This is a genomic window from Fluviicola sp. (genome assembly GCF_039596355.1).
In the GTDB taxonomy this organism is placed as follows: domain Bacteria; phylum Bacteroidota; class Bacteroidia; order Flavobacteriales_D; family Crocinitomicaceae; genus Fluviicola.
Map to the genome: position 1 here is coordinate 966,273 of NZ_JBCNJW010000001.1, position 13,657 is coordinate 979,929.

Consider the following 13,657-nt stretch of genomic DNA (forward strand, 5'->3'; position numbering starts at 1 on the left):
TTTTTGCTCCTCATCAAAATGAAGCGGCGTTTTTGTCGTTAGTAAAACAGATTAAACCGATTAATGAAAAAAGTCTTAGGAATCTCCGCTTTTTATCACGATTCTGCTGCTGCACTGGTCATTGGAGGCCGGATTATCGCCGCCGCACAGGAAGAACGATTTACACGAGACAAACACACTCCGGATTTTCCCGTTCAAGCGGTGAAATACTGCCTGGAAGAAGCCGGTTTGGAAATCGATGACCTGGATGCAATTGTTTTCTACGATAAACCCTTACTGAAATTCGAACGACTGCTTCAAACCTATTACTCTTTTTCGCCGAAAGGACTTGTTTCATTCCTGAAAGCCATTCCGGTTTGGATCAACGAGAAAATGTTCCTCAAGAAAATGATCCACGAAGGATTGCGCGATGTCGGTACTTACGACAAACGTAAAGTGAATCTCCTGTTCCCGGAACACCACTTGTCTCACGCAGCGAGCGCCTTCTACCCTTCGGCATTCAACGAGTCAGCAATTTTGACCATTGACGGTGTGGGAGAATGGTGTACGGCATCGATCGGAATCGGAAAAGGCGAAAAGATTGAACTGGTACGTGAAATGGAATTCCCGCATTCGGTGGGATTGCTTTACAGTGCATTTACATATTACCTTGGGTTTACGGTTAATTCCGGGGAATACAAACTGATGGGACTTGCTCCGTACGGAAATGAGTTCTCGCCTCAAACCCAGGAGTTTATTTCAAAAATAAAATCAGAACTGGTTGACATTAAAGAAGATGGATCTGTTTGGTTAAACCAGAAATACTTCAATTATGCAACCGGACTCCGCATGGTTCACGATCACAAATGGAAAGAATTGTTTGGAATCGGGCGCCGGGAAGCCGAAGCGGATTTGGAGCAGATCCACTGTAACCTGGCAATTGCGATTCAGAAAGTAACGGAGGAAATCGTGATCAAAATGGCGAAAGAAGCCAAGCGCATCACCAATTCCGATTACTTGTGCATGGCAGGAGGAGTTGCTCTCAACTGTGTTGCCAACGGGAAACTGCTGGAAGAGAACATTTTCAAGGAAATCTATATTCAAGCCGCTTCCGGTGATGCCGGAGGAGCTTTGGGCGCGGCACTGGCCGTTTCCCACATGTATTTTGAAGAAGCACGTGTGGTTGATTATACCTACGATCAAATGAATGGAACATACCTTGGGCCGGATTATTCGGAGAAGGAAATCCAGTCTATGAACAAGCGCACGAATGCGAACTACCGCAAATACGAAGACTTTCAGGACCTCACGGAATTTGTAGCTTCCCGCCTGGCTGAAGGAAATGTCGTAGGCTGGTTCCAGGGAAGAATGGAATTCGGGCCGCGCGCTTTGGGGAACAGAAGTATTCTCGGAGATGCCCGCAATCCTGAAATGCAGAAAAAACTCAACCTGAAGATCAAATACCGCGAAGGATTCCGACCGTTTGCGCCATCTGTTTTGGCAGAAGATGCAAACGAGTATTTCGACCTGCAGGCAGATTCGCCTTACATGTTGGTCGTTGCACCTGTGAAAGAAAGTCGCCGTGCAAAGCTTCCGGAGAATTACCACGACATGCCGCTTTGGGATCGTTTGTACCAGCAGCGAAGTGATCTGCAATCGATCACACACCTCGATTTTTCGGCACGCGTTCAGTCGGTTTACAAAGAAACCAACCCCCGATACCATGCACTGATCCAGGAATTCAAAAAACAAACATCTTACGGATTGGTTGTAAATACCAGTTTCAACGTGCGTGGAGAACCAATCGTTTGTACGCCCTATGATGCGTTCCGTTGTTTTATGAGTACCGAAATGGACTACCTCGTGGTGGGAGATTTTGTTTATACCAAAACCGAACAAGCTGATTGGGAAAACAAAGAAAAGTGGATGGTCAAATTCAAAATGGACTAAGCGTATGCTCAACCGGTTTAAATCTTTTGTAAAAGCAAATAAGCGTACATTCCTGGTGCTCCTTGCCGGAATCATCAGTCTTTTCTGTTTCAACGTAACCAAAAACGGAATCGGACCGGAAATTTTCGGATGGCTGAGATTGTGGAAATATGTTTCTCTGCTTTTGCTTCTCATCTGCTTCTATATCCTCTTCCTGAAAGGAAAGAAAGTGATCCTGGCAAACCTTACGTTGGTTGCCTTATTGGTTTTACTGCTTGAAACGATTTTGTTCTTCGTTTTAGGAATGCCGTCCGCATTTAAAAAGGATTTCAGCGTTCCGGACCTTCCGGAAAACCACATTGCCCGCCAGGTTGGAATGACCTATTATGCAGACAGTGTGTACCACGACATCAAAGTAAATGGAACAGACACGGTTTTTGACGTGCACTACTCCATTGACCACATGAATAAGCGAATTACTCCCGGGTTTGATTCCACGAAAAAGAATTACGCTTTGTTTTTCGGTTGTTCCATCGGTTTCGGTTACGGACTGGAAGACGATCAAACACTGGCATACCAGGTACAACAGCAGGGAGAATCGACCAATTCTTACAATTTCGCGATCTCGGGAACAGGAACCAACCACATGCTGGCTGAAATCCAGTACCGCGATTTATCGAAACAAGTTACCGAGAAAGACGGTTGCGGCTATTACATCTTTTTCTGGGATCACATCTACCGAGCGATCGGAACGATGCATCGCTATACGGAATGGCTTCATTTGGCTCCGTACTACAAAATGGAAAACGGCAAATTGATCCGTCATAAATTGTTCAAAGACGGCCGCCCGTTTATTTCAAGTATGTATGAACGGTTGTATCAGACCAATATCGTGAAGTACTTCGAAGCGGATCTCCCGTTGAAGCTGAATGACTCACACTACGATTTAGTGACGGAAATGGTATTGGAAACCAAAAAGAACTACGAAAAGCAATTCGGAAACGACAAATTCTATCTGGTGATTTACCCGAATTATGTGGCGTATACTCCGGAGCAGATGCAAATTTTCAAATCGTATTTAAAGAAAAAGAAAATTAAGTTTATAGATTTGTCGCAGAAAATCGTGTACCAGGGAAAATATACCCTTCCCGGAGATGCGCATCCGAATGCGGAGATGAATGAATTAATGGCGAAGTATTTACTTCAGGAAACAAAGAAACTCTAGAAAAATGGAATTTTTACGCGATTTATGGCGCTTTATGAAAGAGCGAAAGAAGTTTTGGTTAGCACCTGTAATTATCATTCTTTTGCTGATTGGTGTGTTGATCGTTTTCGGAGGATCCAGTGCATTGGCACCATTCATTTATTCCCTTTTCTAAGCAATCCGTCACATGAGTGTTCCCAAAAACAAGCAGTCCAACCCGGCGAAAACGGTTCTAACCATCGTGGTGGGATTCCTTTTGATTTACCTCGTAACCAAGTGGAAATGGAGCTTATCGGTAGCTTTTTTTGTCGGGCTGGCAGGTATTTTATCGGATTTCATTGCCCGGCAGATCGATTTCGTCTGGATGAAACTGACACTCGTCCTGAGTTATATCGTTCCGAATATCGTACTAAGCATCATTTTTTATGTATTCCTCTTCCCGATTGCAATGCTGACCAAACTTTTCGGTAAAAAAGACCCGCTTCATTTGAAAAACACCGCTTCTTCACTTTTCAAAACCAACGAAAAAGTATTTGACAAAGCGTATTTTGAAAAGCATTGGTAATTTAACCGCACCACCGTACCTTGAAACACCTTTACTTCACACTTAAAAAATACGACGATCTGTATGATCCTCGTCTCGATAAGCGTTTTTCCGACTGCTACCGCATCGAGTTATCATCCGATGACGATAACCTGTTCGTGATTTTTGTTACGAATAATACTTCGGGAGTGATTTACGGAGAAGAAAATATCAAACTCCGCATTTATGACAAATCGCGGTTTTTCTCTTCTAAATCGATCTTTGATCTGACGTTGAACAACGAATTATTCTGCAAAAAGGAAAGCAATAATCCCCATGCTGTTTTTGGTCCTGGCTATCCGTGGAGAAACCGGCTGTCGTTTAGCGACGGGCTGGTACTCACTTGTACTGAGAACAACTTTCATTACTCCTTTTCTCCTGAAGTGATTGAATACCGAATGGGCGATCAGGAGGTGGTTTGCCAGCTCATCGTACGCAGAAAGAAGAAGGGATTTATGAAGCGGATTTTCGCGCCTTTTGATTACGTCGGTGAGATGAAATATGCCGAACAACTAAGTACAGATCATTTGATTAGTATCCTTCAGTTGCTGGTGATTGATCATATCCGGTCTTCGAATCATTGAGCTGCAATCCGGTGATAGCAGACTTTTGACACATCCAGATAGACTTCGGCGTGAGCTCAGTCGAACGCTATCGGGATTATCAATTTGTAAAATTGTGTGTTTCAGAATATAAAAAAACGGCCCGGATACCCCCAAGCCGTTTCCCTCTTTTTGAGGAAGAACCTCTTTATTTCACAATACGAAACTCTTCATGTGGAATCCGTACTTTTTTCATCGTTCCGAGCCAGTCTCTTTCCTTATCGGCATATCCGACATAGAGTAAGGAAACGCTTTTCAAACCGTGTTCTGCAAGTCCCAGTATCTCGTCCACTACCTGGTTATTGAATCCTTCAGCCGGAGTGGTGTCGATGCGTAATTCTGCAGCCTGCGCAAGTGCCAGTCCCAAACCGATATATGATTGTTTGGCAGTATGTATAAAATGCTGTTCAGGAGTTTGTGCTCCGTAGATTTTCTTGAGCATATCCGTGTAATTGTTGAAGCGTCCTTTCGGCAATTCGCGTTCTTCGGTCGTACGGTCATACACTGCATCAATGCGCTCTGGTGTATATTCGTCCCATGCAGCGAACACCAGTACGTGTGAACAATCACGCATCACTTCCGGGTTCAATGCTCCTTCAACCATTTTCTCTTTCAATTCCTGTGATTCAACCACAATGACGCGGAAAGGCTGTAATCCGGATGAAGTTGGAGCCAAACGGGCTGCCTCTACAATTTTACGGATGTCTTCCGTGCTTACTTTTTTGGACGGATCGTATGCTTTCACGGCATGTCTCCAGTGCAAATCTTCTAATAAAGCCATTTTTGTTCTACTATTTTGTTTTTATTATTTCCTATTATGAGAACTCCTGATAAGTCATTTCGATCATTTTGCAGATCAATTCAATTTGTTCAAAGGTTCAAACAGTTTAAAGGGTTCAATTGGAACTTTTAAACGTTTCCACTCTTTGAACTTTCTCATTAGGACTTCTAATTTCATACAGGACTAGTTGCTATTTTAAAAAACCTTCTTTCTTGTAAGAAGGGTCCGGGTAGGTATAAAAACCAACTCCGGTTTCAACGCCCAATTTCCCTTTATCGATGAATTCCTCTTTGAGGTAATCGGCTACTTTTTGCTTGATCGGATCTTTGCTCACATCCGCAGCCATTTTGTTGATGTTGTAAGCGGTTGTAATACCAACTACGTCGAGAATTCCGAACGGACCAACCGGAGCACCGGTCGCAACCATCCACGTTTTATCGATGGTTTCCACATCTGCAACGCCTTTTGCCAGTAAATCCAATCCGGCGCTCAGTAACGGAACCAGCAGGGAGTTCACGATATATCCCGGTTGCTCTTTGTGAAGAGGCAGTGCCACCATCCCGATGGATTTGGCGAATGCAACGACCTGGTCAAAAACAGCTGCATCGGTTCCGGCGTGTCCCATGATTTCTGCCGTGTTGTGCTTCCAGATTTCATTGGCAAAATGCAGTGCCAGAAAGCGTTCCGGACGACCTGTTTCCTGCGCAAACTGGCTTGGAAGCAAGGTAGATGAGTTACTTGCAAAAACAGTCTTTTCAGGAGCCAGTTTCGCCAGTTCGTGGTAGAACCCGATCTTAATCTGCGGATTCTCCGGAACAGCTTCAATCAACAAATCTGCATCTTTGACCGCTTCTCCCAGGTTACTTTGGTAGCTCAATCGTTTTTTAGCAGCATCCAATTGCCCGGAAGTTGCATTCAGATCTGTTTTGAAAGCTGCACTCAGTACCTCGAATTTCGCTTTTGCTTTTTCCAGGATTTCATCGTTGATATCATAAACCGTCACGTGATATCCGTGAAATGCACTTTGGAAAGCGATTTGGTATCCCAGAACACCACTTCCCGCTACGGTTACATTTTTAAATTCCATGTCATATTATTTTTAGTGAATACTCCTTTTTATGAGAGGATCACCACGATCCATGCTGCGATCGCCGGCAATGCCTGCTTGAAAAAAATTGATTTGGAAGCGGTTAAGGCTCCGAAAGTTCCTGCTACAGCAACACATCCCAGGAAAAACAAGCGAATGTTTTCAGACCAAACCGGATCGGCGATGAAAAATGACCAGATCAATCCTGCTGCAAGGAAACCGTTATAAAGCCCCTGATTGGCTGCAAGGCCTTTGGTCGCGCCGAATAATTCTGCCGGAAACGATTTAAATGTTTTTCGTCCTGCCGTTTCCCATGCGAACATTTCGATCCACAGAATGTACAAATGCTCGATGGCTACAAGTGCTGTCAGTATGTGTGCTGCTACAATCATTTCGGATTAGTCGTTGGTTACAGATAAAATAACTTGAATGTTTCCGCGGGTTGCGTTGGAATAAGGACAAACCTGGTGTGCTTTTTCAACCAGTTGTTTTGCTTCTTCAAGACTCACTCCCGGTACGTTTACACGCAATTCCACTTCCAGTCCGAAACCACCGTTTTCAATTGCTCCGATTCCGACTTTTGCAGTAACGCTGGTGGTTCCTGTCTGAGTTTTTGTCAGCATAATTACGCGACTCAAAGCGCTGTCGAAACAAGCTGAATAACCTGCAGCAAAGAGCATTTCCGGGTTCGGATAATCATCGTTTGCACCTCCCAGTGCTTTTGGCATTCTTACCTGGAGATCCAGGATTCCGTTTTCACTTTTCACGTGGCCGTTTCTGCCGCCCGTTGCCGTTGCCGAAGCTGTATATAACGTTTTCATACTTTTGATTATTGATGTGTGATATTTAAAATTTTATGTGCAATGGTTCGCATGGTTTTGAGTTCATCCAACGAAATGTTCAGATCATTCAGTAATTTCTCCGGAATGCCTGCTGCTTTTTCTTTCAGCTCTTTTCCTTCTTTCGTCAAACTGATTTCCACGATGCGTTCGTCCGTTTTACGGCGTGTTCTGGTGATCAGGTTTTTCTGCTCCAGTCTTTTCAGGAGCGGTGTCAACGTGCCGCTGTCAAGCAAGAGCTTCTCACCTATCTGATTCACGGTTTGTTTATCTTCTTCCCACAAAACCAGGAAAACCAGGTACTGCGGATAGGTCAGATCCAGCTCGTCCAAAAGCGGACGGTAGCGCTGAATTACTTCCCTTGAAAGAGCATATATCGGGAAGCAAATCTGTTTATCTAATTGGAGTAAGTCTTCCATTTTTTTTCTTGTTGCTGAAACAAAGTTAAAACATTTCATCAAATTAAATTGTGCACAATTTAATTTTTAACAAAATATCACAAACCGAGTCCCGGAAATTACCGGGATCGTTGCTCGAGAACCTGTAATACAGTACTGAGTTTAACTTCTTTTGCTCTGAGAAGCACCAGGTAATGAAACAGCAGATCAGCCGCTTCTTCTTTAAATAATTCTGGTTTGTCTCTCATTGCTTCAATCACCAGTTCAACACCTTCCTCTCCTACTTTCTGCGCTATTTTCGGCAATCCTTTTTCAATCAGCGATTGAATATAAGAACCCTCTTCCGGAACGGTGAAACGTTGTTCAATCGTTTGAAGCAATTGTACCAGTACTGAAAAATCCGGTAGAGACGTTTCTCCCCAGCAGCTGGAAGTTCCCCTATGACAAACAGGCCCTTCCGGTTCAGCAAAAATCAACAGTGTATCTTCATCGCAATCGAGTTTCCAGTCGACCAGTTTTAAGAAATTACCGGAGCTTTCTCCCTTGACCCAAATCCGCTTTTTGGAACGTGAAAAGAAAGTCACTCTTCCCGTTTCTTTTGTCAATTGAAACGCTTCTTCATTCATGTATCCCAGCATCAACACTTCTTTGGTTCGTGCCTGCTGGATAATTGCCGGAATGAGTCCGTTTTCGTTGTATTTCATCATTATACTATTTTTATTTAAACACGTTTAAAGAGTTCAAACCGTTCAAAGTTTTTGAACACTTTGAAACTAAAAATCAGTTCTTACCCGGATCGATTTCGCCATGTTTCGTTTTAATTCCGGAATCGCTATTTCTCCGTAGTGAAAAATACTTGCTGCCAATGCTCCTGTAACGGAAGTCTGAGTAAATAACGCTTCAAAATGATCGTTTGTCCCGGCTCCACCGGAAGCAATTACCGGAACGGAAACCCGGCTTTCAATTGCCCGGTAAAAGTCGAGGGCAAAACCCTTTTTGGTTCCGTCTCCATCCATCGAGGTAATCAGTAATTCTCCTGCTCCACGTGTCACTGCTTCTTCGACCCAATCCAGCGCATCGATTTCCGTATCTCTTCTTCCGCCATGCGTGTATACTGTCCATGCATCACCTGTTTTCCGGACATCAACCGCAACCACTACACATTGACTCCCGAAGTTTTCCGCCAACTCGGAGATCAATTCCGGGCGTTTTACGGCAGAAGAGTTCACCGATATTTTATCCGCACCGCACCGGAGTAATTCCCGGGCTGTTTCAACAGAAGCAATTCCCCCGCCCACCGTGAACGGAATATCAATGCAGCTGGCTACGGCTTCTACAATCGGGAGAACTGTTTTGCGCGCTTCGTGAGTGGCTGAAATATCGAGTAAAACCAGCTCGTCTGCCCCCTGTTCTGCGTAAAACCGGGCCAGTTCAACCGGGTTTCCGGCATCCCGGATCGATTCAAAATGAATTCCCTTCACTACTCTTCCCCGCTGAATGTCCAAACAGGGAATGATTCGTTTATATACCTGCATTGTTAAATCTGTTTAGTTCGTTCAAGGTTATTTTACCATCCAGCAAGGACTTTCCCACCACACTTCCGTAACATCCCGTTTGACGCAATGCTTCCAGGTCTGTAATGGTCTCTACTCCGCCGCTGGCAATCCAGCGTTGGTTTGGAAAACGTTTTACCAAATCCCGATATAACCCAACATTCGGCCCGGATCCGGTTCCGTCTTTCCGGATATCCGTTGTCAGAATGCACAGTCCATCAAGTTCCTGGAAATGCGTCATTATTTCATCGAGTGTTACATCCGTTTGCTGCTGCCAGCCGTTGATTTTAAGATAAGTACCATCTGTATCAAGTGCTAGGATAAACCGTTCTGTTCCCATTTCATCAATCCAGGAAAGTACCGTTTCCGGAGCTGTTACGCACAAACTCCCGATCACGACTTGCGAAGCTCCGTTTTGCAGAATCTTCTCCACGTCTTCTTTGCTCTTTACCCCACCACCAAAATCAATCGCCAATTCGGTGGTTGAAAGCTTCTTCAGCAACTCCAGGTGAATGACTTTTCCTGCTTTTGCACCGGATAAATCCACCAAATGCAGGTGTTCAATCCCGGATTTCTTTATTTCCAGTGCGTATGCAAACGGATCCCATGCATACGCTGTTTGTTTGGTGTAATCACCCTGGAAAAGTCGCACGACCTTTCCGTCTATCATGTCTATTGCGGGTATTGCGATCATGATTCTAAAAATTGACGAAGCAGTTCCGCTCCGGCTTTTCCGCTTTTTTCCGGGTGAAACTGGACTCCTGTGAAATTATTCTTCTTTAAAAGGGCGGAAAACGGATTCGGATAGGTTGTCACTCCGCAGGTTTCCGGACAAATTTCTGCCGCATAACTGTGAACAAAGTAATATGCCGTGCTGTTTTCTCCGGATTTCACATCATTCCATCCCATGTGCGGAATTGGGTAAAATGCTTCCATCTTTTTGACTTCTGCGCTAAAAATCCTCAATCCGGCAGTATTACCTTCTTCCGTATGAGCACACATCAGTTGCATTCCCAGGCAAATTCCCAAAACAGGCTGCGTTAAAGCAGGAATCACCTGATCAAGTCCGCACACTTTTAACTGCTCCATGGCTGGTTTTGCGTGACCTACACCCGGAAATATCACATGCGAAGCCGCACGAATTTTATCCGGATCAGCCGTGAGAACCACATCCGTTCCCAAACGGGTAAGTGCCTGCTTCACCGAGAAAACATTCCCCGCTCCATAGTCAATAATCGCTACTTTCATCAGAGTTCATTTTTGGTCGTTGGTAATAATTCGAAATTTCCGTTGCGGCGTTTGGCCATCAAAATTGCTTTCGCAAAAGCCTTAAACACCGATTCTACTTTGTGGTGTTCATTTTCACCAAAAGCTTTCACATACATATTGCAACGAGCTGTATAACAGAATGATTTAAAGAAGTGCTTTACCATTTCAACAGGCAATTCTCCCAGGTATTCCCGTTTCAAATCCACTTCCCAGATCAATTCCGGCCGGCCGCCGAAATCAAGCGCACAAAGGGCAAAACAATCGTCCATCGGCAGGCAGAAACCGTAACGTTCAATTCCCCGTTTCGAACCCAGCGCCCGATCTACAGCCATTCCAAATGTCAATGCCGTATCTTCAACAGTGTGGTGCTCATCAATGTGCAAATCTCCTTTGGTTCTGATCGTGAGATTCAACTGTGCGTGGCGCGCCACCTGATCCAGCATGTGATCGAAAAAACCAATCCCGGTTTGAATCCCGGAAATACCACTTCCGTCCAGGTCGAGCCGGATTTCACAATCTGTTTCTGCGGTGGTACGCCGAACGGAAACCTCCCGTACTCCCAGACGCAAATCTGCCAGTAAGGAATTCCAGTCTGGAACCACGCGGCGAATGCTGGACTTCAATTCCTCTGTTGAAACGCTCAACTCGGCCTGCACATCTATTTCTCCCGTTTGGAGGAAAAATGCTTTACATCCGAGGTTCTTTGCCAGCTCCACATCCGTCCAGCGGTCACCGATCACCAGTGAATTTTCCAGATCGTACTCCTCCGAAAAATAAGCTGTGAGCATTCCCGTGCGGGGCTTGCGATTGGGAGATTGCTCTTCCGGAAAAGAACGGTCAATGCATTCTTCTGCGAAAACAATCCCTTCACCTGCTAATATTTCCAACATCAAGCGGTGCGGCCCGATGAAATCGGCATACGGAAAGCTTTCCGTCCCCAAACCATCCTGGTTCGTTACCAAAACCAGTTCGTATTCCTGCCACGACGCAATTGTTTTCAACGCAGAAATAACTCCTTCCACAAATTGAAACTTTTCAAAAGCATCCACCTGGAAGCCTTCCGGTTCACGGATAATCGTTCCGTCCCGGTCAATAAACAATACTTTCTTTTTCATAGCGATTTCATGATTTCAATAAAACGGGTGTTCTCTTCCGGGGTTCCGACACTTACCCGAAGCATATTGGTGCAGTTATATTCCCCTGTCCGGTTGCGAACCACCACTCCTGAGTTAAGGAGCTGTGCATATACCTTGTCTGCATCTGCTACTTTGAAAAGCAGGAAATTGGCTTTGGAAGGAAAGACTTTCTCCACCACCGGAATGGAATCCAACGCCCGGAAGAGCCGTTCACGTTCCGACACGATGGTTGATTTCAAGAATTCCCAATTCGTTGAACGAAGTAACTCTACAGCTTCTTCCTGCACAAGTGAACTCAGGTTGTAGGGAGCTTTGATCCGGTTTAATGCTTTGATCCATTCTTCCGAAGCGACTGCCATTCCAATGCGCAAACCGGCCATTCCGTAGGCTTTTGAAAGTGTTTGAACCACCAGGAGATTCGGAAATTCCCGTATGCGGAATGCCAATGAATTTTCAGGGCAAAAATCGCTGTATGCTTCATCTACAACGACAACACCTTTGAATTCACGGACAATCTGCACCAGGTCTTCCATAGGAATCACGTTGCCCGAAGGATTATTCGGATTACACAAGATCAATACCTTGCAACCTGCTGCTTGTTGCAACAAATCTATGGAATCAATCTGAAAATCAGCATCTAACCGGATTTCAGACACTTCCAGTGCATTGAGTTTTGCCAAAACCCGGTACATGCCGTAAGAAGGACTTAGAAACGCCATTTTATCCCGGTATGGTATGGTGGTCAACCTCAAAATCAAATCCAATACTTCATCCGAACCGTTTCCCAGGAACAGATTTTCGACCGGAATTCCTTTCACTTCTGAAATGACATTCTTTAGTGCCCGCTGTAACGGATCGGGATACCGGTTGTGCTTTACCGTCAGGGCATTCTCATTCGCATCCAGGAAAACACTTCCTGCACCTTCAAATTCATCCCGCGCAGAGCTGTATGGACTGATGTTTCGCAAATCCGGGCGGATCAGTGTCCTGACATCTGGTTTATTTTCAGATTCAAGTGCTCCCGAACGGGAAAGCCTCACTTTCACCGCTTCTGCGTGTCCGGCTAATGCTTCTGCTTCAGCCATTGCAATAACCGTTGGCCCAAGATTGACCAATCCTTCTTTCGAAACCCGCTGATATGTTATCTTTTTGACAAAGGAATCCAGGGAAACACCGCTATACGATTTTGCGAAACCGTTAGTCGGTAAGGTATGATTGGTTCCCGAAGCATAATCACCAAAACTTTCGGCGGTGTATTGCCCGATAAAAACACTTCCTGCATTGACGACATTCTCTGTAATCATTTCTTCGTATTTCCCCATCACAATCAAGTGTTCAGGCGCATACTGATTGATGATGTCTGACCAACGTGATGCTTTTTCGACCAACATCACACTGTTTTCCAATGCTGCCGCAGCGATTTCGGCTCTGGGCAGTTGTTGAAGCTGTTTTTCCACTTCCAACTGTACTTCTTTTGCCAAATCTTCGGAATCCGTCAGGAATACAACTTGTGAATCCGTTCCGTGTTCGGCTTGTGCCAACAGGTCGGATGCAATGATTACAGGAGCAATCGAATCATCTGCTGCAACGAGCACTTCAGAAGGTCCGGCCGGCATATCGATCGGAATTCCTGTTTTTTGCGCAAATACTTTAGCTGCCGTTACGTATTGATTTCCGGGACCGAATAGTTTGTCTGCTTTCGGAATAGTTTCCGTTCCCAGGCTCATGGCAGCAATTGCCTGTGCACCACCAACCTTGAAAATTTGTGTGATTCCGGCTATCTTTGCAGCAACCAAAATCGCAGGATGGATTGTTCCGTTTTGCCCAGCAGGAGTGCACAAAATACGGTTTTCACATCCTGCCAGTTTCGCAGGAATCCCCAGCATGAGTACGGTGGAAAACAACGGAGCAGTTCCTCCCGGAACGTACATCCCGACCGTTTGAATTCCGACGGATTTTCGCCAGCAGATAACTCCGGGAGTGGTTTCGATTTCCCGTTCCTGCACGCTCTGGGCAGCATGAAAGCGTTCGATATTAGACGCTGCGGTCCGGATGACTGTTTTCAGGGATTCCGGCAATGCATTTTCAGCTTCACTCAGTTCGGAATCACTGACAGTAATAGAATCCAAATCTACCCGGTCAAACTGTCGTGTAAATACTTTCAATGCCTGATCACCTTTCAAAGAAACCTCAGTAAAAATCTCTTGTATCAGGGATTCGAGTCCGGAGCTTTCCAAAAGCGGGCGTTCCAAAGCCACGCGCAGTTCTGCCGCCGAAGGATTGATCATTGTTTTCAT

16 protein-coding genes are annotated in these 13,657 nt (G+C 45.1%); 5 read left to right on the forward strand and 11 right to left on the reverse strand.

Translation table 11 applies throughout. The features are described 5' to 3' along the window. Positions 1-63: 63 nt before the first annotated feature. The 5 genes from ABDV94_RS04040 to ABDV94_RS04060 are packed head-to-tail and all read left to right on the forward strand — an operon-like array spanning position 64 to position 4,279. Positions 64-1,929 carry a carbamoyltransferase gene (locus tag ABDV94_RS04040; protein ID WP_343604978.1) on the forward strand — a complete coding sequence of 622 codons (1,866 nt, stop codon included), beginning with the start codon at positions 64-66 and terminating at the stop codon, positions 1,927-1,929. A gap of 4 nt (positions 1,930-1,933) precedes the next feature. Then, the gene (locus ABDV94_RS04045) at positions 1,934-3,133 is read left to right on the forward strand and encodes a hypothetical protein (protein WP_343604979.1); all 1,200 of its coding nucleotides are present in this window, start codon (positions 1,934-1,936) and stop codon (positions 3,131-3,133) included. Positions 3,134-3,137: 4 nt separating this feature from the next. Beyond that, complete coding sequence (locus ABDV94_RS04050) at positions 3,138-3,287, forward strand: DUF5989 family protein (RefSeq protein ID WP_294861244.1); 150 nt, start codon at positions 3,138-3,140, stop codon at positions 3,285-3,287. A gap of 12 nt (positions 3,288-3,299) precedes the next feature. Then, positions 3,300-3,677, forward strand: coding sequence for a hypothetical protein (locus ABDV94_RS04055; RefSeq protein WP_343604983.1), 378 nt, complete (start codon positions 3,300-3,302; stop codon positions 3,675-3,677). Between the two features lie 20 nt (positions 3,678-3,697). Beyond that, positions 3,698-4,279, forward strand: a complete 582-nt coding sequence (locus ABDV94_RS04060) for a hypothetical protein (protein WP_343604985.1) — start codon at positions 3,698-3,700, stop codon at positions 4,277-4,279. 166 nt (positions 4,280-4,445) lie between these two features. Here the strand turns inward: ABDV94_RS04060 and ABDV94_RS04065 are convergent, their stop codons facing one another. From ABDV94_RS04065 to hisD, 11 genes are all read right to left on the reverse strand, one after another. Then, positions 4,446-5,078, reverse strand: coding sequence for an NAD(P)H-dependent oxidoreductase (locus ABDV94_RS04065; RefSeq protein ID WP_343604987.1), 633 nt, complete (start codon positions 5,076-5,078; stop codon positions 4,446-4,448). A gap of 190 nt (positions 5,079-5,268) precedes the next feature. Then, positions 5,269-6,165, reverse strand: coding sequence for a 3-hydroxyacyl-CoA dehydrogenase (locus ABDV94_RS04070; protein ID WP_343604988.1), 897 nt, complete (start codon positions 6,163-6,165; stop codon positions 5,269-5,271). A 29-nt stretch (positions 6,166-6,194) separates the two neighbouring features. Continuing rightward, positions 6,195-6,557 carry a DUF1304 domain-containing protein gene (locus tag ABDV94_RS04075; protein WP_343604990.1) on the reverse strand — a complete coding sequence of 121 codons (363 nt, stop codon included), beginning with the start codon at positions 6,555-6,557 and terminating at the stop codon, positions 6,195-6,197. A gap of 6 nt (positions 6,558-6,563) precedes the next feature. Next, on the reverse strand, positions 6,564-6,986 hold the full coding sequence (locus ABDV94_RS04080; RefSeq protein WP_343604992.1) for an organic hydroperoxide resistance protein: 423 nt from the start codon (positions 6,984-6,986) through the stop codon (positions 6,564-6,566). Positions 6,987-6,994: 8 nt separating this feature from the next. Then, positions 6,995-7,423 (reverse strand): MarR family transcriptional regulator, encoded by a 429-nt coding sequence (locus ABDV94_RS04085; protein ID WP_343604994.1) that lies wholly within the window; start codon positions 7,421-7,423, stop codon positions 6,995-6,997. Positions 7,424-7,521: 98 nt separating this feature from the next. Next, complete coding sequence (hisIE, locus tag ABDV94_RS04090) at positions 7,522-8,106, reverse strand: bifunctional phosphoribosyl-AMP cyclohydrolase/phosphoribosyl-ATP diphosphatase HisIE (RefSeq protein WP_343605353.1); 585 nt, start codon at positions 8,104-8,106, stop codon at positions 7,522-7,524. 69 nt (positions 8,107-8,175) lie between these two features. After that, complete coding sequence (gene hisF / locus ABDV94_RS04095) at positions 8,176-8,937, reverse strand: imidazole glycerol phosphate synthase subunit HisF (RefSeq protein WP_343604996.1); 762 nt, start codon at positions 8,935-8,937, stop codon at positions 8,176-8,178. Beyond that, a complete protein-coding gene (locus ABDV94_RS04100) occupies positions 8,924-9,649 on the reverse strand; it encodes a 1-(5-phosphoribosyl)-5-[(5-phosphoribosylamino)methylideneamino] imidazole-4-carboxamide isomerase (protein ID WP_343604998.1) in 726 nt (241 codons plus the stop codon). Before ABDV94_RS04100 ends, hisF begins: the two co-directional genes overlap by 14 nt. Continuing rightward, positions 9,646-10,203 (reverse strand): imidazole glycerol phosphate synthase subunit HisH, encoded by a 558-nt coding sequence (gene hisH, locus ABDV94_RS04105; protein ID WP_343605000.1) that lies wholly within the window; start codon positions 10,201-10,203, stop codon positions 9,646-9,648. The genes ABDV94_RS04100 and hisH overlap by 4 nt, the downstream gene beginning before the upstream one ends. After that, positions 10,203-11,339: a bifunctional histidinol-phosphatase/imidazoleglycerol-phosphate dehydratase HisB gene (hisB, locus tag ABDV94_RS04110; protein ID WP_343605001.1), complete on the reverse strand. Its 1,137-nt coding sequence runs from the start codon at positions 11,337-11,339 to the stop codon at positions 10,203-10,205. The genes hisH and hisB overlap by 1 nt, the downstream gene beginning before the upstream one ends. Further along, positions 11,336-13,657 carry a histidinol dehydrogenase gene (gene hisD, locus ABDV94_RS04115; RefSeq protein ID WP_343605002.1) on the reverse strand — a complete coding sequence of 774 codons (2,322 nt, stop codon included), beginning with the start codon at positions 13,655-13,657 and terminating at the stop codon, positions 11,336-11,338. Before hisD ends, hisB begins: the two co-directional genes overlap by 4 nt.

Excerpts from the sequence above, each read along its gene's own strand:
- ABDV94_RS04040 (WP_343604978.1), top strand. The coding sequence starts at position 64 with ATGAAAAAAGTCTTAGGAATCTCCGCTTTTTATCACGATTCTGCTGCT.
- ABDV94_RS04045 (WP_343604979.1), top strand. The coding sequence starts at position 1,934 with ATGCTCAACCGGTTTAAATCTTTTGTAAAAGCAAATAAGCGTACATTC.
- ABDV94_RS04050 (WP_294861244.1), top strand. The coding sequence starts at position 3,138 with ATGGAATTTTTACGCGATTTATGGCGCTTTATGAAAGAGCGAAAGAAG.
- ABDV94_RS04055 (WP_343604983.1), top strand. The coding sequence starts at position 3,300 with ATGAGTGTTCCCAAAAACAAGCAGTCCAACCCGGCGAAAACGGTTCTA.
- ABDV94_RS04065 (WP_343604987.1), bottom strand. The coding sequence starts at position 5,078 with ATGGCTTTATTAGAAGATTTGCACTGGAGACATGCCGTGAAAGCATAC.
- ABDV94_RS04070 (WP_343604988.1), bottom strand. The coding sequence starts at position 6,165 with ATGGAATTTAAAAATGTAACCGTAGCGGGAAGTGGTGTTCTGGGATAC.
- ABDV94_RS04075 (WP_343604990.1), bottom strand. The coding sequence starts at position 6,557 with ATGATTGTAGCAGCACACATACTGACAGCACTTGTAGCCATCGAGCAT.
- ABDV94_RS04080 (WP_343604992.1), bottom strand. The coding sequence starts at position 6,986 with ATGAAAACGTTATATACAGCTTCGGCAACGGCAACGGGCGGCAGAAAC.
- ABDV94_RS04085 (WP_343604994.1), bottom strand. The coding sequence starts at position 7,423 with ATGGAAGACTTACTCCAATTAGATAAACAGATTTGCTTCCCGATATAT.
- hisIE (WP_343605353.1), bottom strand. The coding sequence starts at position 8,106 with ATGAAATACAACGAAAACGGACTCATTCCGGCAATTATCCAGCAGGCA.
- hisF (WP_343604996.1), bottom strand. The coding sequence starts at position 8,937 with ATGCAGGTATATAAACGAATCATTCCCTGTTTGGACATTCAGCGGGGA.
- ABDV94_RS04100 (WP_343604998.1), bottom strand. The coding sequence starts at position 9,649 with ATGATCGCAATACCCGCAATAGACATGATAGACGGAAAGGTCGTGCGA.
- hisH (WP_343605000.1), bottom strand. The coding sequence starts at position 10,203 with ATGAAAGTAGCGATTATTGACTATGGAGCGGGGAATGTTTTCTCGGTG.
- hisB (WP_343605001.1), bottom strand. The coding sequence starts at position 11,339 with ATGAAAAAGAAAGTATTGTTTATTGACCGGGACGGAACGATTATCCGT.
- hisD (WP_343605002.1), bottom strand. The coding sequence starts at position 13,657 with ATGAAAACAATGATCAATCCTTCGGCGGCAGAACTGCGCGTGGCTTTG.